The sequence below is a fragment of the Polyangium sorediatum genome (assembly GCF_029946465.1).
GTDB lineage: Bacteria > Myxococcota_A > Polyangia > Polyangiales > Polyangiaceae > Polyangium > Polyangium fumosum.
On record NZ_JARZHI010000032.1, the window covers coordinates 1 to 25,631 of the forward strand.

21 protein-coding genes are annotated in these 25,631 nt (G+C 68.9%); 13 read left to right on the forward strand and 8 right to left on the reverse strand.

What is annotated here, in order from left to right:
- The first annotated feature begins 459 nt into the window (after positions 1-459).
- Together QHF89_RS29180 and QHF89_RS29185 are read left to right on the forward strand one after the other, a co-directional pair.
- The gene (locus tag QHF89_RS29180) at positions 460-1,908 is read left to right on the forward strand and encodes an adenylate/guanylate cyclase domain-containing protein (RefSeq protein ID WP_136970010.1); all 1,449 of its coding nucleotides are present in this window, start codon (positions 460-462) and stop codon (positions 1,906-1,908) included.
- Between the two features lie 1,183 nt (positions 1,909-3,091).
- Positions 3,092-4,708, forward strand: a complete 1,617-nt coding sequence (locus tag QHF89_RS29185) for a right-handed parallel beta-helix repeat-containing protein (RefSeq protein WP_136970011.1) — start codon at positions 3,092-3,094, stop codon at positions 4,706-4,708.
- Positions 4,709-5,037: 329 nt separating this feature from the next.
- Here the strand turns inward: QHF89_RS29185 and QHF89_RS29190 are convergent, their stop codons facing one another.
- A complete protein-coding gene (locus QHF89_RS29190) occupies positions 5,038-5,595 on the reverse strand; it encodes a DUF2231 domain-containing protein (protein ID WP_136970012.1) in 558 nt (185 codons plus the stop codon).
- 293 nt (positions 5,596-5,888) lie between these two features.
- Between QHF89_RS29190 and QHF89_RS29195 the strand changes: the two genes are divergently transcribed.
- Positions 5,889-7,937 carry a monovalent cation:proton antiporter family protein gene (locus QHF89_RS29195; protein WP_136970013.1) on the forward strand — a complete coding sequence of 683 codons (2,049 nt, stop codon included), beginning with the start codon at positions 5,889-5,891 and terminating at the stop codon, positions 7,935-7,937.
- 500 nt (positions 7,938-8,437) lie between these two features.
- On the opposite strand, the gene QHF89_RS29200 is transcribed toward QHF89_RS29195, so the two are convergent.
- Genes QHF89_RS29200 through QHF89_RS29210 form a run of 3 tightly spaced genes read right to left on the reverse strand, consistent with a single transcriptional unit; the run spans position 8,438 to position 10,308 of the window.
- On the reverse strand, positions 8,438-9,046 hold the full coding sequence (locus tag QHF89_RS29200; protein WP_136970014.1) for a hypothetical protein: 609 nt from the start codon (positions 9,044-9,046) through the stop codon (positions 8,438-8,440).
- A gap of 26 nt (positions 9,047-9,072) precedes the next feature.
- Positions 9,073-9,675, reverse strand: coding sequence for a hypothetical protein (locus QHF89_RS29205; protein WP_136970015.1), 603 nt, complete (start codon positions 9,673-9,675; stop codon positions 9,073-9,075).
- A gap of 48 nt (positions 9,676-9,723) precedes the next feature.
- The gene (locus QHF89_RS29210; RefSeq protein WP_284721067.1) at positions 9,724-10,308 is read right to left on the reverse strand and encodes a hypothetical protein; all 585 of its coding nucleotides are present in this window, start codon (positions 10,306-10,308) and stop codon (positions 9,724-9,726) included.
- 160 nt (positions 10,309-10,468) lie between these two features.
- Here QHF89_RS29210 and QHF89_RS29215 point away from each other — a divergent pair, with 160 nt between their 5' ends.
- Both QHF89_RS29215 and QHF89_RS29220 read left to right on the forward strand, forming a co-directional pair.
- Complete coding sequence (locus tag QHF89_RS29215) at positions 10,469-11,008, forward strand: DUF4142 domain-containing protein (protein ID WP_284721068.1); 540 nt, start codon at positions 10,469-10,471, stop codon at positions 11,006-11,008.
- Between the two features lie 64 nt (positions 11,009-11,072).
- Positions 11,073-12,704: a hypothetical protein gene (locus QHF89_RS29220; RefSeq protein ID WP_136970018.1), complete on the forward strand. Its 1,632-nt coding sequence runs from the start codon at positions 11,073-11,075 to the stop codon at positions 12,702-12,704.
- A gap of 15 nt (positions 12,705-12,719) precedes the next feature.
- Here the strand turns inward: QHF89_RS29220 and QHF89_RS29225 are convergent, their stop codons facing one another.
- Entirely contained in the window at positions 12,720-13,490 is a 771-nt protein-coding gene (locus tag QHF89_RS29225; RefSeq protein ID WP_136935231.1) for a VOC family protein, read from the reverse strand.
- Between the two features lie 232 nt (positions 13,491-13,722).
- Here QHF89_RS29225 and QHF89_RS29230 point away from each other — a divergent pair, with 232 nt between their 5' ends.
- Together QHF89_RS29230 and QHF89_RS29235 are read left to right on the forward strand one after the other, a co-directional pair.
- Positions 13,723-14,745, forward strand: coding sequence for a Rieske 2Fe-2S domain-containing protein (locus QHF89_RS29230; protein ID WP_136970019.1), 1,023 nt, complete (start codon positions 13,723-13,725; stop codon positions 14,743-14,745).
- A gap of 193 nt (positions 14,746-14,938) precedes the next feature.
- Positions 14,939-16,051, forward strand: coding sequence for a class I SAM-dependent methyltransferase family protein (locus QHF89_RS29235; protein ID WP_284721069.1), 1,113 nt, complete (start codon positions 14,939-14,941; stop codon positions 16,049-16,051).
- Here the strand turns inward: QHF89_RS29235 and QHF89_RS29240 are convergent.
- Positions 16,032-16,601, reverse strand: a complete 570-nt coding sequence (locus QHF89_RS29240; protein ID WP_284721070.1) for a TIGR02265 family protein — start codon at positions 16,599-16,601, stop codon at positions 16,032-16,034. The genes QHF89_RS29235 and QHF89_RS29240 overlap by 20 nt on opposite strands.
- 358 nt (positions 16,602-16,959) lie before the next feature.
- On the opposite strand from QHF89_RS29240, the gene QHF89_RS29245 reads away from it, so the two are divergent.
- Both QHF89_RS29245 and QHF89_RS29250 read left to right on the forward strand, forming a co-directional pair.
- The gene (locus QHF89_RS29245) at positions 16,960-17,229 is read left to right on the forward strand and encodes a carboxymuconolactone decarboxylase family protein (protein ID WP_136935234.1); all 270 of its coding nucleotides are present in this window, start codon (positions 16,960-16,962) and stop codon (positions 17,227-17,229) included.
- A gap of 78 nt (positions 17,230-17,307) precedes the next feature.
- Positions 17,308-17,988, forward strand: coding sequence for a hypothetical protein (locus tag QHF89_RS29250; RefSeq protein ID WP_136970021.1), 681 nt, complete (start codon positions 17,308-17,310; stop codon positions 17,986-17,988).
- A 51-nt stretch (positions 17,989-18,039) separates the two neighbouring features.
- Here QHF89_RS29250 and QHF89_RS29255 read toward each other — a convergent pair whose 3' ends face one another.
- The gene (locus tag QHF89_RS29255) at positions 18,040-18,630 is read right to left on the reverse strand and encodes a GNAT family N-acetyltransferase (protein WP_136970022.1); all 591 of its coding nucleotides are present in this window, start codon (positions 18,628-18,630) and stop codon (positions 18,040-18,042) included.
- Positions 18,631-18,668: 38 nt separating this feature from the next.
- Positions 18,669-19,916 (reverse strand): hypothetical protein, encoded by a 1,248-nt coding sequence (locus tag QHF89_RS29260; protein ID WP_136970023.1) that lies wholly within the window; start codon positions 19,914-19,916, stop codon positions 18,669-18,671.
- Positions 19,917-20,001: 85 nt separating this feature from the next.
- Between QHF89_RS29260 and QHF89_RS29265 the strand changes: the two genes are divergently transcribed.
- From QHF89_RS29265 to pheA, 4 genes are all read left to right on the forward strand, one after another.
- Entirely contained in the window at positions 20,002-22,341 is a 2,340-nt protein-coding gene (locus tag QHF89_RS29265; RefSeq protein ID WP_136970024.1) for a hypothetical protein, read from the forward strand.
- A gap of 147 nt (positions 22,342-22,488) precedes the next feature.
- Entirely contained in the window at positions 22,489-23,559 is a 1,071-nt protein-coding gene (locus QHF89_RS29270; protein WP_136970025.1) for a prephenate dehydrogenase/arogenate dehydrogenase family protein, read from the forward strand.
- A gap of 66 nt (positions 23,560-23,625) precedes the next feature.
- Positions 23,626-24,759, forward strand: coding sequence for a 3-deoxy-7-phosphoheptulonate synthase (locus tag QHF89_RS29275; RefSeq protein WP_136935240.1), 1,134 nt, complete (start codon positions 23,626-23,628; stop codon positions 24,757-24,759).
- Positions 24,756-25,598, forward strand: coding sequence for a prephenate dehydratase (gene pheA, locus QHF89_RS29280; protein WP_136970026.1), 843 nt, complete (start codon positions 24,756-24,758; stop codon positions 25,596-25,598). Before QHF89_RS29275 ends, pheA begins: the two co-directional genes overlap by 4 nt.
- Positions 25,599-25,631: the final 33 nt, after the last annotated feature.

A 25,631-nucleotide genomic window follows, 5' to 3' on the forward strand; every position in this document is an offset into this window, starting at 1 on the left:
GCAAGTCTTCGGGAGGTCCCCCCGGCTCCGTCACCATCAGCCGCGGCCTGGAACGCCTGGCACCCGCAGCAGAGATGCTGCGGGTCCTCAGGGAGAATGGGCTTGTGAGATGAGACCAGTGCTCAGGCGAGGCGCTGGACCCAGGGTTGAAAAACTGCGCTGCGCGCAGTTTTTCAAACAGGCCGACGAAGAAGCCGGGGTGCCAGCCGAACCCGCAGCGCGGCTGTCTTGGCGGGTAACGCCGTTGCTGGTCTTGACCGGGCCTGTTCGATGAACTGCGCGGAGCGCAGTTCATCGAGCCTGGGTCCAGCCCCTGGCTGGTCCGGGTGCAGGGGCGGACAGCCCCTGCTGGGGTCTGGGGCAACGCCCCAGCAAAGCGCTTCCCCGCGCGGAGAGGGGGAAGGGGGGTGAGGTTCTGACTGCTCGCCGCGCCCCGGTGAGCTGGTACGATCGGGGTGTATGACGCCCTCCGACCTTTCCCTTCGGCTCGACGTCCTTCGCGGCAAAGGCCCGTTTTCCGTGGCCACCCTCGACGACTTCGCGGCGTACATCACGAGCGCGCCGGACGAGGCCCTCTTCCGCATGAGCCCCCTCCGGTACGCTGCGAGCCACGGCCTCGACGAGCGAGAGGGCATCGAGCTTTTCCTCCACGCGACGCACGTCGGCATCCTCGATTTCGCGTGGGGCATGCTTTGCCCCGGCTGCATGGCCTTCCTCACGACTGCCGGCGGATTGCGCTCGCTCGAAGCGCAGCACTGCAACTTCTGCAACCTGAACCTCGAAGGCTCCCTCGACGACCGCATCGAGGTCGCCTTCACCGTGGCCCCTTCCGTGCGCCGCATTCGCTTCCACGCCCCCGACACCGTCGACCCACGAGAAGACGCCATCCGGCTCTACTTCTCGTCGAGCGTCGCCCCCGCCTCACGCCCACACCGCGCGCTCGGCGAGGGCATCCTTGCCGCAGGCCGCGTACGCCCAGGCGAGGCCCACACGGCGACCCTTCACTTCGCCGAACCCGGGCAATTCGTCCTGCTCGCCCCTGCAGGCCACATCGCCGTCTACGTCCACGTGAAGGAAGGCAGCCCGCGCGAAGCCTCCTTCGACCTCCTCGACGGCCGCGCCATCCCGCACCGCGTCGACGTCGGCCCCGGGCCCGTCGAACTCCGCATGTTGAACCGCACCACGCACGCCGTCGGATACTTCGTCTCCCCCGTCGGCGGCACCTGGCCCGATCCCGCCGCGCCCGGCAAACCCCTCACGCACCCGCTCCTGCCCTACCTGACAGGGGCGCGGCTGGTCTCCTCGCAGTCCTTCCGCGACCTCTTCCGCGCCGAGAGCATCCCCTCCGAAGGCGGACTCGAACTCAAGCGCGTCACCGTCCTCTTCACCGACCTGACCGGCTCCACAGCCCTCTACGAGCGCGTAGGCGACCTCCGCGCCTACGACCTCGTCCGCAAACATTTCTCCGTCCTCCGCGCGATCGCCGCAGCCCAAGGCGGCGCCATCGTGAAAACCATCGGCGACGCCGTGATGGCGAGCTTCGCCGAGCCCATCCACGCCATGCGCGCCGCCATCCTCATGAACCGCGCCATCGCCGATTTCAAAGAAGCAGACCTCCTGCTCAAGATCGGCCTGCACACAGGCCCCTGCATCGCCGTCGAGCTGAACGAGCGGCTCGACTATTTCGGCCGGACCGTGAACATCGCAGCCCGCGTCCAAGGCCTCGCGCGTGCCGGAGAAATCGTCTGCACGAGCGAGGTGTTCGACGCCCCCAGCGTCGCCCCCGCCGTGAACGCCGCCGAGCTCATCGCCACCCGCGGAGCCGCGCCCCTCAAAGGCATCACAGGCGAAGTCCCCGTCGTCCGAATGGTCCGAGCCGGCGCAGAGGCGCCTTTGTCCATCGTGTAGGCGCAGAGCTGGGGCGTTGCCCCAGGCCCCACCCGGGGCTGTCCGCCCCGGGACCCGGACCAGCGAGGCGCTGGACCCCGGGGCGATGAACTGCGCGATGCGCAGTTCATCGAACGGCCGATGGCAAGACAGGCGACGGGCGTGCCAGGCAAGGCCGCGGCGCTGTGGGGTGGATGGGCAGCGTGTACGGTGGCGGCTTGAAACGCATCGAGACAGGCGACATCGGCCCTCGACGGCGGATGTTCCGCGCCGCCACGAGCCACGTCGCCGCCGCGGGACATCGGGCACGAAGGCCGAAGGAGGCGCCTCGACGGGGCAGGGTGGGGGTCTTGCGGTCGGACACGTGACGAGGCGTGTTCCCAGGGGAAGGTGGAGCCTCGAGACAAGGATCGGCGGCGGTCGACGGTCCTTGTCGAGCGGCCGAACACGGACCGTCGATCGTTGATGAGGCTTGTCCCGGAGGGACGATCGACCCATGTCGAGCCCCACGTCAGGCGTTCGGCCGCGTCCCTCGGGCGGTCGTCCAGCGGAGGCATCCGTCGCGCCGCCGAACAAGCGCCGTCGACGCTCGAGGGCACGTGTTCAGCCTGATTCCACGCATCGTCCCCTCCTCACCACCGCGTGGCGGAGACTTCGTGAGGTCCGGACGTCACGCGCGGCCGGTTGGAATCACGCCGCGCCTCGACCCCGCGCCGAGCGCCTGCGCTTGTCCCCGGAGCGGACAGGCAACGGGCGAGGCCTTGCCCCTCGAATGGAGGTTCCAGCCTCCATCCCTGGAGGCGCGGACCTCCATCCGAGGCGTCGAGCCTTCTTCGAGGCGACCCCCGGCCCCTTGTCCCGCCGCCTGCCGCGCTGACGTTTCGACCGGCAACGTGTCCCACCGGCCTGTGGGAAGAACTGCGCATCGCGCAGTTTTTCCCCTAAAGGTCCAGGGCTGGCCCTGGTTCGGGTCGAGGGGCGAACAGCCCCCGCGGGGCCCGGGGCAGCGCCCCGGCGCGGCGGCTCCCCGAGGACACCAATGCTCCGTGGGGCGCGCGGGACCTCATCCCGCGGCAAGAGTGAAATCTTCGTGGGTGGCCGCAATCGAACATTCCAGCACTCGGCGGATGGGGGAAAGACCATTTATGTGCCGCGCCCCTCGGGCACCTTGTTTCGTCGCCGTTGAACCCGTTACCATGTGGATATGCCCTCATCGAAACACGCCCGCACCTCGCTTGCCCTCTCGGCCTGCACGGCCCTCTCGCTCCTGCTCCTCGACCCAGCCTCCGCGTCGGCCGCCGATTGCGGCTGCAATCACGAGATCACGCCCGGGACTTGGTCCGTCAACGGCACAGAGCTCGGCGTCAAACCCGGCGACGTCGTCTGCGTCATGGCCGGAGATTACGAGTACATCCGCTTCCGCGAGATCCGCGGCACGGAGGAAGCGCCCGTCGTCGTGAAGAACTGCGGCGGCGTCGTCAACGTGCGCAACCTCGATCGTGCCTACTCCGTCGATTTCCAGGGTAGCTCCCATCATTTTCATCTCACCGGAACCGGCGAAGCCGGCGTCGAGTACGGCTTCCGGGTCAGCGCGCCGGACAAGGAGCCCTATCCGGGCGTGGGCCTCTGGTTCCTCGACAAGAGCACCGACTACGAGGTCGATCACATCGAGGTCTACGACACCGGCTTCGCGGGCGTCGTGTCGAAGACCGACCCCCTCTGCGACGGCAGCGCCGATCAAGACAAGTTCATCCAGAAGAACGTGCACCTGCACCACCTCTGGGTCCACGACACCGGCGGCGAAGGGTTTTACGTGGGCAGCACCCAGGGCGCCGGCCACACCATCACCTGCAATGGCCAGCAGGAGGTGCGCATGCCGCATTTCCTGGAGGGCATCGAGATCGACCACTGCCTCGTGGAAGACACGGGCTGGGACGGCGCGCAGGTCGGTATGGCCCACGAGGGATGCAGCGTCCACGACAACATCATCCGCCGCGTCGGCGGCGAAATGGTGCAGTACCAGTGGATGGGCCTGCAGATCGGGGGCCCCTCGAAGTGCGACATCCGCCGGAACATCATCTCCGACGGCCCGGTGAACGGCATCTTCGTCTTCGGCGCGAACGACACCACCGTCGCCGACAACGTCGTCTTGCGCTTCGGCGAGACGAACATTTACGCGAACATTCAAAACAACCCGGGCCCCGTGTCCTATCGCATCGCCCACAACACGCTGGTCGGCTTCGGCAAGGCCGCGGTGCAGGTCTTCGGCGACAAGATCGAAGGCGCATTCGCGTACAACAACCTCGTCGTGGGGCCGACCTCGGCCATCGGCGCAGGCAACGACGTGGGCTGGAAGGCCGAGGGCAACCTCTTCGTGCCCACCGTCGCCGAGGCCGGCTTCGTCGCGCCCGACGCGGACGATTACCACCTCACGGAGAACTCGCCCGCGCGTGGCGCCGGCATCGACCACAGCGCCGACGGCTTTACCGCGGACCTCGACGGTTATCTCCGCGCCAAACCCCCCGCGGTGGGCGCCTACGAGTTCGTCATGGATTCGCCCACGGGCGGCGTGGGCGGCGGTTCGACGAGCAGCTCGGGCCCGGGCGCAGGCGGCGGAGGCGGCGCGGGCGCATCCGGCAGCGGCGCAGGCGCATCCGGCGGCGCAGGCGGCGCCTCGGCGGATGATCCCGGATCCGAGAGCGGCTGCGGCTGCCGCGTGGCCGGAACGACGGACCCCGCGGGCAAATCTGGCGGCCTCGTCCTCGTGGCCGGCGCCTTCCTGGCGACCCGCATGCGCCGTCGTCGGCGCGCCGCGCGCTGACCCGCAGGCCTCCTCGCGTCGGGGCGCTGCCCCGGTCCCCGCGGGGGGCTGTCCGCCCCCTCGACCCCGGACCAGCGAGGCGCTGGACCCAGGGTTGAAAAACTGCGCTTCGCGCAGTTTTTCAACCAGGCCGACGAAGAAGCCGGGGGGCCCGCCGAACCCGCAGCGCGGCTGTCTTTGGTGGGCAACGCCGTTGCCGGTCTTGACCGGGCCTGTTCGATGAACTGCGCGGAGCGCAGTTCATCGAGCTTGGGTCCAGCCCCTGGCTGGTCCGGGTGCAGGGGCGGACAGCCCCTGCTGGGGCCTGGGGCAACGCCCCAGCGAAGCGGCTACCTGTCCGTATTGCCGCGATCCTCCGAAATGCGCCCGACGCCTGCGCCGTAATGAAACGCGAGTTCTCCGCCGAGCCAGGCGCCGACGCCGAGGACCACGAAGCCGAGTGTTGAGACCACCATGGCTGCGCCGCGGAGATCCATTGCTCGCAGGATCACCGATCCCACCATCATCTGCGTGCTTGCCACGTTCGACGCTGCGTGCACGAACGCTACGCGCCGCGGTGTTCCTTCGAGGTAGCTCCACTCCGTCAGCCCCGCGAGCACTGCGGGCACGGCGGCTACGAGCCCGATCGTGAAGGCGAGATCTGCTCCGCGCGCGGCCCAGGGGCACCCGAACAGCGTCGCGGCGTCGAGGACGAGGCCCGTCGTGAAGGCCCCGATCGGCAGGGGGATCAGCGCCGGATGCAGCGGATGCCCGAGCCACGATCCATCGAGCGCCCTTCGCACGCGTGGGTGCCGCGCGAGGAAACCACGCAAAGGCGCGTGAAACACATCGACGATTTCATCGAGCGGGAGCCGCTCGACGACACGCAGCAGCCATGGTGCTCTCATGTTGCCTCCCCGCAATGCGGCGGAAGCAATGCCCGGGCCGCTCGGCCCCCGGGTCGTCCCTCTGGAATCGACGGCGCGCCGGGAGAACGCCCGAAAAGCGATGTTCAGGCGGAAGGCGCGCGGAGAACCCGTTCTTCCTCGCCCGCATCCGCGACGAGATCCGTGAGGCGCCGCGCCCGATCTCTGGCTCGGCCCGCGAAGCGGCTTGCTTCGGTCCGCGGAAGGGGAGACGATCGCGCGCGCCGTTCGTTTGTCGTCCAAACAACCCAGTTCGACGTGACCTCTTAACACCGATGGGCCACATCCCGCTCCTCGACGAGATCGCCGTCATCGCGGCGCTCGGCGTCCTCGTGACCGTCGTCCTCTCGCGCCTCTCGCTCCCCACGGTCGCGGGGCTGCTCTTCTCGGGCGCGCTCGTGGGGCCGTTTGGCTTCAAGCTCGTGCGCTCGATCCACGCGATCGAGATCCTCGCCGAGATCGGCGTCGTCCTCCTGCTCTTCACGATCGGCCTCGAGTTCTCGCTCGCGCGGCTGAAGAGCATCTTCCGCCAGGTCGCCCTCGGCGGGATCATCCAGGTCGGCCTCACCACGGCCGTCGTCGCGTGTGTCGCCATCGCCCTCGGGCAGCCGACCGGGCGCAGCGTCTTCTACGGCTTCGTCTTCGCGCTCTCCAGCACGGCGATCGTCCTGCGCGCCCTGGCCGAGCGGCGTGAGCTCGACGCGCCCCACGGCCGCTTCATCGTCGGCACCTTGATCTTCCAGGATCTTTGCGTCGTCCCGATGGTCCTCGTCGTCCCGATGCTCGGCGAGGGCTCCGCGGGCACGAACATGGCGAAGGACATCAGCCTCGCGCTCGGCAAGGCCACGGCCGTCGTCGTCGCGACCATCGTCGTCGCGCGCCTCGTCGTCCCGCGGGCGCTGCGCTGGGTCGCGGCGAGCCGCAGCCGCGAGGTCTTCCTCCTCGCCGTCCTCGCGCTCTGCGTCGGCACCGCGTGGCTCACGTCGCTCGCTGGCCTCTCGCTCGCGCTCGGCGCCTTCCTCGGCGGCATGGTCGTCGCCGACACCGAGTACGGCCACCGCGCCATGGGCGACATGCTCCCGCTGCGCGACGCCTTCGTGAGCGTCTTTTTCGTCTCGCTCGGCATGCTCTTCGACCCGCGGATCGTCCTCGAACGGCCGCTCCTCGTGCTCCTCCTGCTCGGCGGCTTCTTCGTCGCCAAGGGCCTGCTCGCGACCATCGCCGCGATCGCCATGCGCTTCCCGGCGCGCGTCGCCTGGCTCGCGGGTGTGGGGCTCGCGCAGTTCGGCGAGTTCGGGTTCGTCCTCGCGCGGCTCGGCGAGAGCGCGGGCGTCGTCGACGCGAACGCCACGCGCCCGCTCCTCGCGGCCGGCATCGCCAGCATGTTCTTCACGCCCGTCTTCGTGCGCGTCGCGCCGCACGTCACCGCGGGCCAGCGCTTGCTCGCGCCGCTCGAGCGGCTCATCGGCGTGCGCAGCATCGACGAGGCGGACGCGGGCGAGGTGCACGGGATCGCCGATCACGTGGTCATCGTGGGCTACGGCGTCGCGGGCAAGCTCGTGGCGCGCGCGCTCGAAGCGTGCGGCGTCTCGTACGTGGTGCTCGAGCTGAACGCCGAGACGGTCCGCGCCGCGCGTTCTGCGGCCCAGCCCGTGTACTACGGCGACGCGACGAGCGAAGAGGCCCTCGGCCACGCCCACCTGGAGAAGGCGCGCGCGCTTCTTTTGCTCATGAACGATCCGCAGGCCGCGCAGCGCGTGGTGGACACGGCCAAGCGCGTCGCGCCCGACGTGCCGATCCTCATGCGGGCCCATTACCTCCTGGAGAAACCTGCGCTCTTGCGCATGGGCGCGACGGACGTGGTGGCCGAGGAGGTCGAGGGCGGCGTCGAGATCCTCGCGCGGCTCCTTCGCTGGCTCGACGTGCCGCGCAACGTGATCGACGATCGCGTGGACGAGGCGCGCGCGACCACGCAGACGACCGAGCGCACGCACAAGGTCCCGCGGCGCGCGCTCGGCGAGCACGGGGATCTCGCCGAGCTCAAGATCGAGAGCGCCTCCGTGACCGCGGCGAGCGCGGCCGTCGGGCGCTCGGCGGCGTCGCTCGGCGTGCGCCGCAGGACCGGGGCGCTCATCGTCGCGGTGCGTCGCGGCGAGAAGCTCCTCGAACAGATGGACCCCCAAAAACCGTTCGAGCTCGGCGACATCGTGTACCTCGCGGGATCCGTGGGCTCGGTGCAGAAGGCCGTCGACCTCGTGAGCCGACCGCTCGCCGAGGGCGAGGCGCCGCCGGTCAGCGAGATCCTGCCGACCTCCCGCGGCTGACGCGGCCGCGCGCCCCGGCGAGCGCCTGAGCATGGGTCTCATCTGGATGCCGTTTCGCTGGGGCGTTGCCCCAGGCCCCAGCAGGGGCTGTCCGCCCCTGCACCTGGACCAGCCAGGGGCTGGACCCAAGCTCGATGAACTGCGCGATGCGCAGTTCATCGAACAGGCCCCGGTCAAGACCAGCAGCGGCGTTGCCGATCACGACAGCCGCGCTGTGGGTTCGGCTGGCGACCCGGGTTGTTCGTCGGCCTGTTTGAAAAACTGCGCGTAGCGCAGTTTTTCAACCCTGGGTCCAGCCCCTGGCTGGTCCGGGGTCGAGGGGGCGGACAGCCCCCCGCGGGGCCCGGGGCAACGCCCCGGCGCGGCGGTTTGCGATGAGACCCATGCTCAGGGCAAGCGCGGGGGGGCTGCCCCGGCTGCGCCGAGGCCTCCCCCCCGAACCCGAAGAGCGGCACGACCAAGATACCCAAGGCCCACTTCATTGGAGCGGCTCCTCGCTTTTACTGGCGATAGGCGCACACGCTGTCCCGCGATTGCGACCACGTCGCGCGGAACATGCCCTGCGTGTAGGGCCTGCACGACCCGAAGAGCCCCTGGTACGAAGGCGTGACGCTCGAGAACTCGCTCCTGCAGCACGCCTGCGCCGTCGATCCGCAGAAGCCCATGGGCCGCTGCACCAGGAAATTCGTCAGACGCACCCCGCCGAAGCAGATCGAGAGATCACAGTACAGCTTGCCCATGATCCACCCGACGAGCTCGCCCTCTTCGCAACACTCGGTCGCGCAGAGGCCCCATATCTCGTCGACCTGATCCACGGCGCCCGCGAGCGTGCCAACGGTCCGGCAGACGACGTAATCGTCGGATCCGGGCGGCAGGCTGACGTTTTGCAGGGTCTCCATGACCACAACCGAGAACCTCTCCAGGTTCCCGCACGAGGCCACCGAGTTCCACGCCTGCTGCACGAGGCTCTTGCCGGACTGCAGGCCCGACTCGAAGGCCCGCGCCTCGCGCGCCGCGCTGCACCCGAGCGGCGCGCTTTGCGCCATGGCCGTGCCGGAGAGCCCGAGCCCCACCAGCAGCACCCCGAACATGGAAGCTTTGCCTTTCATCGGAAACCTCCTTTTCCCCTCCGGATTCACGGGGCGGGGTTGTAGACGCATTGGTTGTTCCGCGTCTGGTTCCACACCGGCGTGAAGGGATCCCTCGTGAACGGCCCGCACATGGGATAATTCGACGTGTACCCGATGAACTCGGCGTCACATCCGATCTGGAAGGCAAGACCACACGTCCGCACCGGCAGCCGGATGATGTCCGTCGCGAGGCCGAGGCCCCCGAGGCTGATCGACAGGTCGCAATAAAGCTTTCCGCCGATCCGCGCCATGAGCTCGCCTTCCTTCCGGCACTCCCAGTCGCAGCGATTCCACGTCTGATCGACCACCTCCTCGGCGCCCTGCACGATCCCGGCCACGCGGCAGAGCACGTAATCGCTCGACTCTCGCGGGATGTCGATGCTGTCCAGGTTGTTCATCACGAGGTCGGCGAACCGCTCGACCTGATCACAATCGTTCACCGCGTTCCAGGCCGACTCCACGAGGCTCGCGCCGGACCGCACCCCCGCGTCGAAGGCCCGCCGCTCGCGCGGCTGCCTGCAGCGCGCGGGCGGCATCACCGCGAGCGCTTCGCCCGCAAAGCAAAGCCCGACCAGAAACACGCCCAGCGATACGGTGTTCAGCTTCATGACCTCCCCCTCTCTCCCTCGTCCACGGAAATTCCGCGCGCCCCCCCTTCACCGGGTCGGGCAGATCTGCGCCTCGATCACGTCCAGAAACCGCGTGTACACCCGTACTTGCATCCCGAGGATCTCGCGCTCCGCGCTCTCGACCTCCTGCCTGCATGTGCGCGGATCGAGCGCCCCGAGAAATGCGTAATCGATGTCGAACACGGTCCGCGTGCTCGGCAGGCTGATGACGCTCCCGCCGGTGCCGAGCATGGCGACGAAGGTCGCCACGGCGATCCGGGAGATCGTCCCCAGCGAGGGAGCCTGAAAAGCCGGGTCACTACAGCGCGCGTAATCACGCTGCAGTCGGTCGACGGCGTTCGCGTAGATCCCCTCGTAATAACAGCGCTTGAGGTCGGCGCTCCCGGTCCATGTCGCGGTGAGGTTTTGCAGGGCGGCCACGAGGGAGGCCTCCGCCCCCGGGAGCATGGAGGCATTGCAATTCACGCGGACCATGACCTGGCCTACGGCCACTTCGCTGATGTTCTGGCCGTAGTTCCGCGCATCCATGCACGTCTCGAAGGGCTCTGCGAGCCCGATCGCGGAGACTGCCGTCAATGCCGCTGCCGTGGCGACGCCCACGAGGTTCTTCATGACCATCCTCCGATCCGCCGTCCCGATTGCAGGCCTCATGCCCGGAACGCTGCGCGGATGGGTTCCACAAGCCTTCCGGACGCGCACCGGGCGTCGCAGGTTTCAGCCAGGACAGCCAAATGGGCTTTCACCCAAAGGCGGAAGGGAAGGGGATGTCATCATGAAGAAGGGATTCGTGGCCGCCGCGCTCGTGGCGATGGCGATGTCGTCCGTGCCGGCGCGGGCGGAGACGCCGGACGAGGAAACGACGGCCGAATTGGCTGTCGTGCACGACGACGCGAAATTCGTGGGGGAGGCGGCGAAGAGCAATCTCTGGTCGGTGAGGTCCGCGCGGCTCGCCGTGCTGCTCGCGCGAAACTCCAAGGTCGAGGCGCTCGCGCTGCAGGAGATCGCCGAGCACGTCCAGGTGACCGAGGGGATCGAGGCGCTCGCGGGAAAGCTCGGCGTTCCCATGCCGACGCGGTTCGATCCGGTGATCGGGGGCCTCTTCCGTCGTCTGGCGAGCCTCCAGGGAAATCGATTCGATCGGGTCTACCTGCACGCGGTCATCGAGGCGCATCGGTTCGACGTGGAGAACCTGTCGCAGGCGCTCGCCTCGCAGGACGCGGACGTGAAGGCATTCGCGGAGAAGAATCTTCCCGTTCTGCGGGGGCACATCGAGGCGGCGCAGGAAATCCTCCGGACGTTGCCCAGCGAATGAAACACGAAGGCAGAGCACGAAACACGTGACGGCGCGCCCCGCGCGCGGCTACCCTCGTCGGCCGATGGAGACGAGGCACATGCATCGGCAGGGAACATGGATCACGGCGCGTCGCGGCGCGCGCGCAGCGCTGCTCGCCGCGACGCTCGCCGCGGGCTGCGCGGGGCCGGCGAACGAAAAACCTCCGGCCTCGGCGAGCGCGCCGCCCCGCGCCGGGGCCTCCGCGTCCCAAGCGCCCGCGCAGGTGCTCCTGCGCGAGGAGGTCGTGCCGGGAAAACTCGCGGTCACGGTGTATTCGCATTCGCTCGTGACGCCCGACGGCGCGCTGCACTTCTGGACCTACGTGAGCGAGGGCCTCTGGCCGCTCGGGCAACGCGAGATTCGCTTCTCCCTCAAGCGGGAGCCAGGCGATGCGGAGGGCGCCTTCGATCGCGAGCTCTTCAAGCTCTACGGGCTCATCTACGAGCTGGCGCAGCAGGGGCAGCTCGTCGACGTCCACGGCCGCTCGCTGCTCGGCGGCCCGCCGCTCCTCGGGCGTGACGACTTCCATTGCATCATTTATGGCCCGCCGCAGCCCGTGGAGGGAATCACGGCCACCGCGCCGTTCCTCACGGCCGTGATCGTCACGACCGAGGAGGAAGAGGTCGGGGAGCAGGCCGGGTATGCGCGCATCCTGGCGCGGCTCGGCGCCCAGACGAGGTTTTATCCGACCCCGTTCTGGACCGACAGGAAGCGCGCTTCCGTGGCTCGGCCCGGGGAGGTCGACAAGACCTTGATCACGCGGACGTCGCGGCAGCATCTGCGCGGCGTGTCCGTGCGCCTGGAGCGAAAGGGCGGCCTCGCGAACGTCTCCCCGACGAAGGGCTTTTTCCTTCCGGGCGATCGTATCGTCCTCCGCGTGCTTCCCCGCGGCGAAGGCGATTTGAAGGAGGCCGCGGCGGCGAAGGCGAACGAGGACGGGCTCGTCATGCTCCTCGAAATGGATCCGAGGGCGGGCACGGGCCTCTTCTGGTATCCGGGACAAACGACCGCCTCCGCGATCGCTTCCCCGGAAGCCGGGAGTGAGCGGCTCACGGGCAACTTCTTGATCCTCACCGGCAAGAAGGAGGCGAACGAGGCCGGGGTGGCCGAGGACGGGTTCATCATGATCTTCCCGGAAGCCACGTGGAAGCGGATCCGCGAAGCGCTCCGCTCGGGCAACGAGATCACGGTTCCGGGGCAGGGGGAGATGCCGGCGTTTGCCGTGGAGCACGTCCCGACGACCTACGAGAATCCCATCGACGGAAGGCGATACGAAGCCGAAGGTGGCTGGGACACGGCCCGACCCCAGGGCGACGGGACGGCGCCGAAGCAAAGTGGGCAGGTCGATGCCACGGTCGTTCTCCTGACGAGCGAGCAGGAGATCGCGCAACGGACCACGGTGGACGACGCGGCCGCGGTCATCAAGCAGATCATCACGATCGTCGAGGCGCAGGTGGGCACATCGAAGGGGCCGGGCAGCGACCTGCTCGTCGAATGCGAGCTTTTGCCCGGCAAGAAGAAGAAATTCGAGATGGCCCAGCGGCCGGACGTGGATCAGCCGTTCGCGCAGGCCATCTACGAGAAACTCGAGAAGATCGTGGTCCCGGACGTGAAAGGCCCCGTGAAGTTCCAGGTGGTCTTCAAGATCCGGGGCGGCAGCAACCCGGGACGCTGACGGGTCAGCAGGCTGCTAGCGGCGCTTTTCCTCGTACACCGAGAACAACGCGCCTTGCGGGTCGCTGAGCACGGCGAACCTGCCCCCGCTGCCGATGTCCTTCGGCGGGATGTACACCTTGCCGCCGAGCTCACGCACCTTGGCCACCGTGGCGTCCGCGTTCTCGACCGTGAAATACGAGCTCCAGTTCGGCGGCACCGGGCCCCAGCTCGGGTCGATCTTCAAAACCCCGCCCACGTGCTCGCCGTTCACGATCCACTCCCCGTACGTCGCGTCGCCGCCGGTCGACCAGCCGAAGAGCGCCGCGTAAAACGCTTTTGCTTTCTCCGGATCCGTGGTCTGCAGCTCGAACCAGCTCGGCGCGCCCGGCTCGCCCCACAAGGTCGCGCCGATGTGCTTTCGTGGTTGCCAGAGGAAAAACACGGCGCCCGTGGGATCGGCGAGGATCGCCATACGCCCGGAATCCATCACGTCGAACGCGGGCGCGTGCAGGGTCGCTCCGAGCGAGACGGCCTTGGCGGAGACGGCCTCGGCGTCGTCCACGGAAATGTACACGTTCCAGTGCGGCGGGATCCCGCGCGACGTCTCCTCGGGCGGTTGCCCGCCGAGCCCCGCCACGTCGTGCTCGCGTGTCTGGAACATCGTGTATGTGCCGCCGGGGTACGACGACGCCTGGGCCCTCCAGCCGAACAGCGTCGTGTAAAAGGCCTTGGCCGCCTCGGGATCCGTGGTCATCAGGTCCGTCCAGCAAAACTGGCCGGGTGCGTACGAGCTCTTCACCGTCATGGATTCCTCCCTTCGTGTCGGGGGCCATTCTACACGGCGAGGCCGCCGTGTCACCCGAAGAGTTTGGCGCCGCGAAACAGCCGAGGCCGCTCATGGAGGGTTCGAGGCCGAGGCCGTCGTGCACACGGGCTCCCGCATCGCTTGACATGCGCCTCGGCGCTCCCGTCTACTCGAAGCGCGGCATTCCCGCATTGAATCGACGATCGCAGTCGAAGGACGGAGACGACGTACGATGGAAACCAAGAGCCATGGGGGATCGGGCGCGACGACCGGCGCGAGGAGGAGGCTCCTCGGCAAGCCGATCCCGGCCGAAGGGGAGGGCGGGGTCTTCACGCAATCGTGGTATCCCGTCTGCATGTCGAGCGAGCTCGCGCCCGGGAAGATCCTCGGCACGAGCTTCCTCGACGGGCGGATCGTGGTGTTTCGAGGCGAGAGCGGCAGGGTGCAAGCGCTGAGCGCCTACTGCCCGCACCTCGGCGGCGACCTCGCCGTGGGATCGGTCGTCGGAGACGCCATCCGCTGCGCATTCCACCACTGGGAATACAACCAGGAGGGGACCTGCCTCAAGACCGGCCCCGGCGACCCGCCGCCGCCCGGCGCCTGCCTCTTCCGCTTCCCGACGGTCGAGCGATACGGGATGATCTGGGCCTTCAACGGCGAAACACCGCTCTTCAACCTCCCGGACTTCCCTTATCCCGACGACGATCTCGTCGTTCGGGTGGAGGTGCACGACGAGGTCTTTCCCGTCGATCCCTGGGTCGTCTGCTGCAATACGCCGGACGTGCAGCACATCCGCGTCGTGCACGGCTTCAAGTTCGACAAGGGCGAGCCCGCCGAGAACATGGTGATCACCGATCATTCGATGATGTACGACTTCGACGGCATCCACCCCGCGGGCCCGCGCGTCACGTTCCGGGTCGGCATCTTCGGGACGACGATCTTCTATCAGAGCAGCTTCTTCAACGGCCGCTGGTATGGATACATCGCCCCCTTCGGCATGCCTGCGCCGGGGCAAACGAAGGTGTATTACGTCCTGGCCACGAGGAAATCCGAGGGAGACGCGGCGTCCCAGAAAGAGCTGCTCGACTTTGCGATGGGCGTGCAGCGGCAAATCCTCGCGGACGACGCGCCCATCCTCCGCGGCGTCCACTTCCGCCCCGGCGCCCTGACGAAGAGCGACACGGCGCTCGCGCGCTTCCTCGAATACCTGCGAAAATTCCCGCGGGCGCACCCGTCCGCCGAGTTCATTCGTTGACGCCCCTCCGCGCGCCTCGCGCCGCGCCGCGCGCAGAGGTTCTCTAGCCAAACCCCCCCCTCCGTCCGGAGTTCGCGTGGTCGAACTCACCCGCGCGCGCGCGTCGTTCGTGGGCTGCTGAAGGGTTGTCAGAAGTGGGTTTTTCAGCGATGCTCTGCGGCAGTTCGTAGAGGACAAGGACAGGAGCCCGGCCATGGCCCAACAGCTTGCCAGGGAAAGCATCGCGAACGGGGCCGAGGAGTCGGCCGCGGTCGAACCGTCAGCCACGCGACGGTCGCGTGAGTTCGTGGAAGAAGACGAGGTCGAAGGACCTCCCGTCTCCTCGGATTGCGAGCGGCGGCTCGCCGAGCTCGCCACCTGGTGCAGGGACCTCGAAGCGTCCCCCCGGTGCGCGTTGCCCCCGTCGCCGGAGGATTGCGCCCGGCTCGGAGCGATGCTGCGGGGCATATGGGCGGCGAGCGACGCCCTCGGCCCTTCCGGCCTCCAGCGCAACTCCCCGGCCCAGCGCCGCTTTCAGGAGGTCCTGGGTCGATTTTTCTGGCAGAGCCCCATCATCCACCGCTGCTTCGCCAAACCCCGAGGCTACGCCGGCGACTTCTTGATGATGGACGATGTCTATCGGAACCTCCCCAAGGGCGAGACGGTCCTCGGGCGGTGGATGGACCGATGGGTGCTCGAGCAGCCGGGCTTCGTGGCGGTCCGAAACCGCCGGGAGAAGCTCATTTCGCTTCTCCGCGAGGAGTGGCGGAACGGCGCCCGGCACGCCATGAACGTCGCCTCGGGCTCCGCGTCGGAGCTCGCCGACGTGATCGAGACGAACCCCTTCCAGGGAGTCACGCTGCTCGACCAGGATCAGGGCGCCCTGTTCGCGGCGACCACCGCGCTCGGGCGCCGGATGGATCCCGCCCACGTGCGCACCTGGTCCGGCTCCGTCTTCACGCTCATCCGCGGCAAGACCACGCTGGTCCCCGGCGACCAGGACGTCATCTATTCGATCGGCTTGTACGACTACCTGTCGCCGCGATTCGCGACGGCGCTCACGGCGCGGCTCTGGCTCAACCTCGCGCCGGGGGGTCTCATGGCGATCGGAAACTTCAACGGCCACGACCCCATGCGCCGCTTCATCGAGGCGGCGATGGACTGGTACCTCATCTACAGGGACGCGCCCGACATGCTGGCGCTTTCGGCGGGGCTCCCGGACGTCGAGGGGGCGGAGGTCTGGACGGACCCGACCGGCTGCCTGCACCTGCTCTTGGTACGCAAGCGAGGGGCGGCCGGGTCTCGGCTCACCAGCGTGTGTGGATGATGAAGTCGGTCCCAGCGTCGTTGGCGACCGTGGCGGTGACGATCGCGTCCACGTTGCTCACGAGCTTGTAGGCCACCCGGTAGACCGCGACGGTGAAGGCGGGGCCGAACAGGTCACGCGTGAAGACCACGTCGGCCGAGCGTTCGCCCGTCTTCGTGTACTCGCGTTCGCCGAAGCTCACGGCCAGCGTATAGGCATAGGGGCCGTTGGCGCAGAGGGCCTGCGGGTTGCCCTGGCCGAACCGCGCGAGCATCTTGCCGACGGGGGACTCGAGCAGGGAGCTGAAGGCGTGCTCGCCACAACCCGTCATGACCTCGTTGCAGGTCAAGCCGAGGCTCGGCTCGTCGACCATGCGCCGCGCGACCTTGAGCAGCGAGCTCACGGGGTACCAGAAGAACGAACGGATGGTCTTGTCCCCCATCACCTGCGTGCGGATGGCGTTCACCTTCGCGGGTCCGTAGGCCTGGCCGAGGTGGTTGAGCGCGCCGTCGAGCACCATCCCGAGCATGTTGTCGGTGCTCGTTGCAAGCGCGATCCGTTTGTCAAGCATCTCCTTGGAGTCCATCGCCCGTCGAGGTCCTTTCCCAGGAACGAAGTGCCCGCAGCTTACACGAACCCTCACGCCCGTCACCATCCCGGATGGTGTCCTTCGTGCTCGTCCATCGAGGCGTGCGGGCCGTTATCGGTTCTTCACGCCAAGCTCCCCATCCCTTCCGACCCGTTCGCCATGGCACGTTCTCGCGGGCGCGTCCATATCACGCGCTCTTTCGTTCGATCGGGGCCGCCATAATCGTCGTGCCTTCCGTTTTTCCGCAAACGACCGCCGGAATCTCCGGCGCTCGGCGTTTGCGTTTCTGCCTGCACGTCCGGATTTCACTTGGCTCTCCGATCCGTGATAGCCTCCCTGCATGCCCCACATCCGGATCGTCGAGGTCCACGAAGCAGACGCCCCCCTGCGCGCCGTCTACGACGCCGTGTTGTCCCGCCCCATCCCCGCGGTCTACCGCGCTCCTCATGGCGGCCCGGCCGGCATCCAACGCGCGCACAGCCTCGACCCCGAGTTGCTCCGGCTCACCTTCGCCGCGACCGGCACGTTCCACCGCGGCGAGGGCCTCTCGTGGGCGGAGCGCGAGCTCATCGCCGCGTCCGCCTCGCGGACGAACCAGTGCTTCTACTGAACGTCAGCTCACGCAGAGTTTCTGCGTGTCGCTTCTCAGGATGAGGCCCTCGCCACGGACGTCGTGACGGGGACCGACATGCAGCGCGCTTCTCCGCGTGAGCGCGCCCTCGGCGGGTTCGCGGTCGTCATGACCGAGGCGCCGTGGTCCATCGACGCTTCGGATCTCGACCGCCTCCGCGCCGTGGGCGTGTCCGAGGACGGCGTCGAGCAGGCCATCTGCGTCGCGTCTTTTTTCAACTACTACACGCGCGTCGCGGACGGCACGGGCATCACGTTCGATTACGAGTCGCCGCTCCCGCGCATCTCCATCGACCTCACGCGCGAGGCCCTGCCGCGACCACCGCCGAGCGACTGGAATCCCGCCGTCGACGGCTCGCGCGTCCCCGTGTTTCCGCGGCGCGCCTTTGCGCAGGCGCTCCTCGAAGAGTGGCACGCGTACCACCTCGAACGCGACGCGCTGCTCTCCCGCCGCGAGCGCCGTCTCCTCGCGCGCGCCGCCGCCGCCGAACTCTGTGATGCCGGCGCCGTCGCTCGCCACGAGGACATGACCCCAGAGGACGCGCGCGAGCGCGCTCTCGTGGCGTACGCGACGAAGCTCACCCGCACGCCCTGGGCCGTCGGCGCCGCCGACGCCGCGGCGTTGCGGGCGCACGGCCTCGACGACCCCGCCATCCTCGCGGCGATCACGCTCGTCGCGCACCAGAACACGTTTTCCCGCATGCACCATGGCCTTGCCGCGCTCGCGACGGCGGGATGACCGATAGGTCGTCCCCGAGCCGCCGCGCGAGGCGCTCCACGCGCACGGGGATCAGCCGCCGAGCTTCGCGACGAGCCGCTCTTTCGCGGCGGGCCACTCGTCCTCGACGAGGCTGAACATCACCGTATCGCGCAGGTGGCCGCCCCGCGTCTTCTGGTACTTGCGCAGCACGCCCTCGCGCACGCCGCCGATGCGCGCGATCGCGGCTTGCGATTGCAGGTTTCGCGCGTCCGTCTTGAGCTGCACGCGCGCGGCGCCGAGCCCCTCGAAGGCGTGTTGCAAGAGGAGAAACTTGGCCTCCGTGTTGATCGCCGTGCGTTGCCAGCGCTTGCCGATCCAGGTCCAGCCGATCTCCAGGCCACGATCGATCCGGCTGATGCTCAGGTATCGCGTCGCGCCGCACACGCGCCCATCGGCGAGGCACACCTGCACGAACGCGACCGTCGTCCCCGACGCCTGCGCCTCCAGCGCCGACGTGACGTGCGCCTCCATCGCTTCGAGCGAGAGCGGCGGCTCGATCGACATCCACCGCCAGATCGATTCGTCCTCCGCGAGCGCGGCGAGCAGCGCCGGTGCATGCGCGAGGGTGAGGGGTTCGAGGCGCACGTGGCGGCCTTCGAGGGTGATCGGGCGCGGATCCATGCCGCCTTGTACCGCGAACGGGTGGGGGCGGGGAGGCGTCAGCGTGTTTCGAGGAGGATCGTCGTCTCGTACGTGCCAGGCGCCGTCCGCACGGTATGCCATCCGCGGCCGATCGAGGTCGCGGCGACGTGCCAGAAGAACCAGTCGCCGTAATGCTCGATGGCCCCTTGCGAAATGCCCCAGCCGGCCGTGGGCGAGGGCTCGCGCGAGGCTTGCTCCTTCCACGAGGGCACGCGGATGCGAAACCCGCCGGCCGTGATCAGCGGCTCGTCGATCTTGCCGATCGCCGTGAACGGCCCTTTTTCGGCGCGCGTCGCTCGAAAAAAGCCGAGCTCGTCCCCCCGGAACGCGACGAAATGCGCGGGCTCGCCTGCATCCCCCGAGGGCCAGGAAAACCCGTTGATCGAGGCCGTCTGGAGCTCTCTCCCGTCGTCGGCCCCGCGGAGCTGCGATAGCCGCATGGCGACAATCGACCCGAGGTGCGCGCAGAGTTCGCGCCGCACGGTCGTGGAGACCTCGATCCGCGTGGTGGACGCGCCCAGGATCTCGACCTCGCCGAACACCTCGAAATCGGCGTTCGCCCCGGCGAACACGATCCGGTCGCCCTCGCGGCCGGCGCGGAACGACGGGGGCCGCGCCGTGCGATGGTCGAGGACGGTGAGCCCACAGCCGTCCGCCACGGCGTCGTAATCGAACGAGGGCACGATCTCCGCCCGATGAGGGCCGGCCTCCACGACGACCGACGCCCCCTCGACCCGCACGCGGAGATCGCCCTTCCGGAGCGCCGCGTCGCCCTCGGGAACCGTCCCGCTCTTCGGGGCATGGTTCGAAGGAACCGTCGACGCCCTCGGAGCGCGCGCCGAAGCCCATACCCCGGCGCCGATCAGCGCGCCCGCGAGGGCCGGAAGCACGACCCCGACCGCGCGCCGGTGCATTCGATGGGCGAGGGCGGCGAGCAGGAACGCCGCTGCAAAAGGGAGCACGAGGAGGCGCGCATACGATGTCGTGCCCGTGAACAACCCGAATCCCGCCACGACGAACCAGAACCCCGCGAACGCCGCCGTCACCGCGGCGCCGAGCTTTTCCCGACGCGTGACGAGCGCAAAGCCGAGGACGAGCGCGAGCACGGCGACGAGGGGCCCGAGGACCTCATGCTCGAAAAAGGCCGCCGACGGCACGGAAAATCCCCGCGGCTGCGAGAGCGCGTACGCGAGGCCTCCTGCGGCATGACCGAAGGCCGTGATCCCGAGCAGCCCCCGCACTGCGGCGTCGTGCGTTCCTGCCATCCCGCGCACGGTATCCCGCGACGCCAGCGGGATCCAGGGCGCACCTGATTGCTTGCGGCTCGAACCCCGCGGTAGCGTTCGTTTCGTGATGCGTCGCCGCGCGTTTCGCCTCGCCCTCCTGGCCCTCGCCGCCTGCGGCCCCGCGAGCGTTCCTTCGCCGCGCCTCACCGAGCCACCACGCGAGGCGCCCGAAGACGCGCCGCCGCCGCCGTGGCCCTTCGCCGATACGATCTTGCCCGCGCCGCCGGCCCAGGGAAAACCGACCAAGCCCGGCCCGCGCCTGGGGTTGCCCGAGGACCTCGTTCGCGCCGTGGAGACGCTGTTTCGAAGCGGGGTGGCCGATCCACGGGGACTGCCGTATCACGAGGTCTCGATCACGCTCACGACGCAGCCGGAAGGGCCCGGTGAGGTCGTCGCGACAAAAGGCTTCGTGCTCCCGGGGCCGGAGCACGAGCCGCGCTTCGGCGTCCTCTGGAATGGACTCGTGTATCCGCTCGTCTCCGTCGGCCCCGCGGCGGACCTGTACGCCGACATCGAGGCGCTCCGGGCGAACGACAAGCGCATCTGCGACCAGCAGGCCGCGCATTTCCCGGACATGCCCTGCATCCGGACGCGCGCGCCCCGGCCGGAGCTCCCTTCCCACCGGCTCGAAGAGATCCTGCCGATGCACGCCGCGATCCTCGTGCAGCTCGGCCAGGACACGCTCGCGCGTTCGGTATGGGAGAGCTGGATCAAAGGCGGGGATCTCGACGCCGTCCCCGAAATCGCGGGGCGCGAGCGGGACATTTTCGCGCGCCTCGCCGAACATTTTTTGCATGGGCTGCGGGACCGCGGGTTCTGGGCCCACGTACGCGGAGACGACGCGCTCGCGCTCGCGAGCTTGCGTGGCCTCGGCCGGCTCTCGCCCGCGCTCTCCGCGCGCGCCGCCGTGCTCGGGGCCAGCGAGCAAACCGTAAACACCCTCGCCGAGCCGCCGGGGCCCTTGCTCGTGGACCAGGAGAAACGTGCCGCGCGGAAGGCACCGAAGGGATTGCCTTCGCCCTTGCCCACGGATCCAGCGGCGCGCGCGGCGGCGCTCGTCGCTGCGCTCGGCGAGGTGCACGAGCCCGCATTCGGGCGGTCTGGCGCGCAGGCCCAGGTCCTCGAAGACCCGATCTTGCAGGCCCTGCTCGCGGAAGGCGAGGCGGCGGTCCTTCCGCTCGCGGAGGCGCTCGCGAACGACGAACGCTCCACGCGATCGATATGGTACGAGGCGCACGGCATCGAGCTGCTCACCGTGCGCGACGTCGCGGAGCTCGCCCTCGACACGCTCGCCGTGGATTTTCCGCTCGCGCCTGCGCCGCCGAACGAGACGAAGACCCAAAAGGCCGCACGGTTCAAGCAGGCTGCGGAAACGTACAAATCGATCCCCGCGGACGAGCGCTGGTTCCGCGATCTCGCGGACGAGACCGCGGGGCCAGCGCGGTGGGTCCAGGCCGCCATGCGCATCGTCGGGCCCACGGACGCGCCTCGCCAGCGCCCCGACGCCTCCGATTTTCTCGCGCTCTTCGTGCGCGTGGACGGGCCCCCCAAACCTCGCTTCGCGGGCCTTGTTTCCCGAAAAAATCCCTCGGTCACCGAGCTCCTCGCGCAGCGCATGAAGCAACTCACCGCAATGAAATCCCCCGCGCACCTGCGGACCTCGTGCGAGATGGGCTTGCTCCTCGCATTATGGGACCCGAAGGGCGCCGCGCGCCCGCTCCGCGAGGGGACCGCCCCCTTGCGCAAAGCGTGGAAGGACCACGAGGACCCAAGCGCCGCAGAGGAACTCGCACCATGCCTCGCCGTGCTCTTCGTGGCGCGGGGCGCCTCGGGCGACGAACGATCGTTCGACGAATATGCCTCGTGGATCCGCGCGATCGATCCCGCGACCGTCCCTCCAAAGGCAGGCACGCTCCGCACGCTCCTCGCGCCCCTGGCCCTCCGCCCCACGCGCCCTTCCATCGTCGCGGCCGGCCGCGCGATGTTCGCGCCCAAAACCTCGCCCTGGGCCGTCCGCTTCCGCCGCGGCGAGCGCGATGATCTGCTCGATCCCGCCTTGCTCCCGATTCCCGGGATGCGCGAGCTCGTCCTCGCGGCGCTGGAGGATCGGTCCGCGGTCGGCACCATCGAGCTCGACGCCTACGGCGAAGTCGAGTGGGGACGCGATGGAGCGGGCGAATTCGACCGCGAGCACGAGCAAGTCGATCCGCGGGATCCCGGCGCCGCGCCGTCCTCTACGAAAATGCCCCTCCGCGCCTGTGATCATGTCGCGGAGGGGCTCGCGCGGCGTATCGGATCGGCCGCGCCCTTCCGGATGTACTGGATCGAGCCGCGGCGCGACGACGCGATCGCCGCGCTCCGGGCCTTCGTCGTGACGAAGTCCGAGCCGCCCCGCGCCCCCTGAACGGCATTTTCATCCACAATCGAGAAACCTCGGAGAAGATGCGGCCGAGCGCGTCCGCGACGGAAGTATTTTCTCTTCGGGGACGGCTCTCCCAAGGGGCTGTTCATCCGCTATGCTTCGTGCGGGCGAAGTCCCCCACCACGCGCCATGACGAACGTCGCCTTGCTCGGATACGGCCGCTTCGGCGCGGCCATGGCCTCGCTCCTCCGCGACGCGGACGTCGACGTGCGGGCCTTCGACCCTCGCTCCCCCGTGCCGGACGAAATGCGCGTCGCGTCGATCCCGGAGCTCGTCCGAGACCGCGATTTCGTGATCGTCGCCGTCCCCGTCACCGCCATGCCCCGCGCCTTCGCGGCGATGCGGCCGCTGCTCGCGCCCTCGCAGATCGTCGTCGACGTCGGCAGCGTCAAGCTCGGCCCCTCGGCGGCCATGAACGAATCCTTCGGCGCCGCGATCCCCTGGGTCGCCACGCATCCCCTGTTCGGCCCGATCAGCCTCTCGCGCGGCGAGCGCCCGCTCGTCGCGGTGGTGTGCCCGAATGCGACACACCCGGCGGCCGTCGAGCGGGTCGTCGCGCTTTACGAGCGCATCGGCTGCACGGTCGTCCTGGAGGACGAGGCCACGCACGATCGCAACATGGCCTGGACGCACGCGCTCGCATTCTTCGTGGCCAAGGGTATGCTCGACGCGGCCGTGCCCCTCGACATCCCGTACGCGCCTCCGTCCTTTCAAGCGCTCGCGCGGACCGTGGAGGCCGCCCGCTCGGACGCGGGGCACCTCTATGCCGCGCTCCACCGTGAAAATCCCTATGCCGCCGAGGCCCGCCGCAAGCTCGTCGAAGCGCTCGTCGCCGCCGATCAGAACCTCTCCGGATCGGACGGGATGGCTCCGCCGCCGTCGTCCTCGCTCGTCCTCTTGCCCTCCACGGCCCGCTCGCAGGCCTTGCGCGAGACGCGTGACCTCATCGACGACCTCGATCGTGAAATCGTGGAGCTCCTCGGCCGCAGGGCCCAGCTCGCGCGGCGCGCGGCGCGCGAAAAGGCAAAGCTCGGCCGCCCCGTGCGGGATCCCGAGCGCGAGGCGGAGCTCTTCGAGGCGCGGAGGCGCTGGGCGGCCGAGCGCGGGCTCGATCCGGCCTCGGTGCATGAAATCTTCGACGCCATTCTCCGATTCTCCAGGCGCCTCCAGCACGAGGAACCCATCGACGAAGCAGATTGATCTTTTTCACGGGCCGGCTGAGGCCGCCCCAGCATCCAACAGGACACGGAGCATAGGGGGAACTTCATGATCGTCACGCTCGAGCCCGACGCGCCCGAATCGCGCGCCGAAGCGGTCGTCCGCCTCGCGGCGCGGTATCCGGGGGTCTCGGTCCAGAAATTCGTCTTCCGGGGGGAATCCACCTCCATCACCGAGGTGCACCTCATCGGCTCGACGCGCGCCGTGCCGACGGAGCCCTTCGAAAGCCTGCCCGGCGTGCGCAAGGTCGTCCGCGTCTCCCGGAAATACCGGCTCATCGGCCGGCACCACCCGGACGCCGCGACCCACGGGTTCGAGTACAACGGCGTCCATTTCGACGAGAAACGTGTCCACGTCTTCGCCGGCCTCTGCGCCGTCGACACGCGCGAGCACGTCGGCCACATGATGGCCGCGCTCGAAAAGGCGGGGATCCGGACAACGCGCATGGGCGCGTACAAGCCGCGCACGAGCCCCTACGATTTCCAGGGCCTCGGCAAGACCTGTTTGCCCTGGGTCTTCGAACTCGCGGGCAAGCACGGCGTCAAGGTGATCGCCATGGAGGTCACCGACGCGCGCCACATCGACGAGATCAACACGGCGCTCGCCGCGGCGGGCGAGCCGACCGGCGTCATGCTCCAGATCGGCACGCGCAACACGCAGAACTTCGAGCTGCTCAAGCAAGTGGGCCAGCAGCGCCGCTTCCCGGTCCTCTTCAAGCGCGGCATGGGCATCTCGCTCGAAGAGTCCTTGAACGCCTGCGAATACGTGGCGAGCGAAGGGAACCCGAACATCGTGTTTTGCCTGCGCGGCGTGAAGACGCACCTCGGCGATCCCCATCGCAACCTGGTCGACTTCTCGCACGTGCCCGTCCTCCGCCGGCAGACACGCCTGCCCGTGTGCATCGATCCCTCGCACGCCGTGGGCCGCATGGACAACGCGCCCGACGGCCTGCCGGACATCTTTCACGTGGTGGGGCAGGGGATCATCGCGGGCGCATCCATGGTGCTCGTCGATTTCCACCCGCGGCCCGACGAGGCGCTCTGCGACGGCCCGCAAGCCCTGGACCTCTCGGCCTTGCCGCGGTTCGCGCGCTACGTGGAGAGCGTGCGGCACGCCTATGAAGGTATCGTCCGCGAGGTCGGCGCGGGCGCGGCGGCGGCGACCGAGCCTCACGCAGCTTGATCGGAGCCCGGGGCGTCGTGGAGGGGATCTCGGTCGCTTGCCTCGGCCCCTCGGGCACCTTTAGCGAGGAGGCGGCCGCGCGCCATTTCGGGCGAGACGCCCGTCCCGTCTTCTGCACCTCGATCGACGACGTCTTCGACGGGGTGCAGGCGCGCGCCGCCCACTTCGGCGTCGTGCCCGTGGAAAACTCCCTCGAAGGCGCGATCGGCCATACCCTCGACCGGCTCGTCGCCTCGCCGCTCCGCATCTCCGGCGAGGTCGCGCTCCCCATCCGCCAGCACCTGCTCCGGCGCGAGGGGCGGATCGAAGGGATCACGCGGGTCTACGGGCACGCGCAATCCCTCGCGCAATGCCAGCGATTCTTGAAACATACCTTGCCGCGGGCCGAGCGCGTCGCGGTCTCCAGCAACGCCGAGGCGGCGCGCCTCGCCGCGCGGGAGCCGGAGACCGCGGCCCTCGCGAGCAAACGCGCGGCGGCGATCCACGCGCTCGCCATCCTCGCCGAGGGGGTCGAGGACGATCCGACGAACACCACGCGCTTCCTGGTGATCGGCGAAACGAGCGCCGCCCCCTCGGGCCACGACAAAACCTCGCTCGTCATGTCAGCGCCGAACCGCCCAGGCTCGATGCTCGCGCTGCTCCGCCCCTTCTCGCGGCACGGCGTGAGCATGACCAAGCTCGAATCCCGCCCCTCGCGGCGAGGTCTTTGGGATTACCTCTTTTTCGTCGACGTCGAGGGTCACGCGGAAGACGTCGCCGTCCGCCGCGCGCTCATCGAGCTGGAAGCGCGCGCCGGCTACCTCAAAATCCTCGGCTCCTACGCGATGGCGCGTCCCTGATCGGAACTTCCTCGCCCCGGCTCAAGCTCCTCG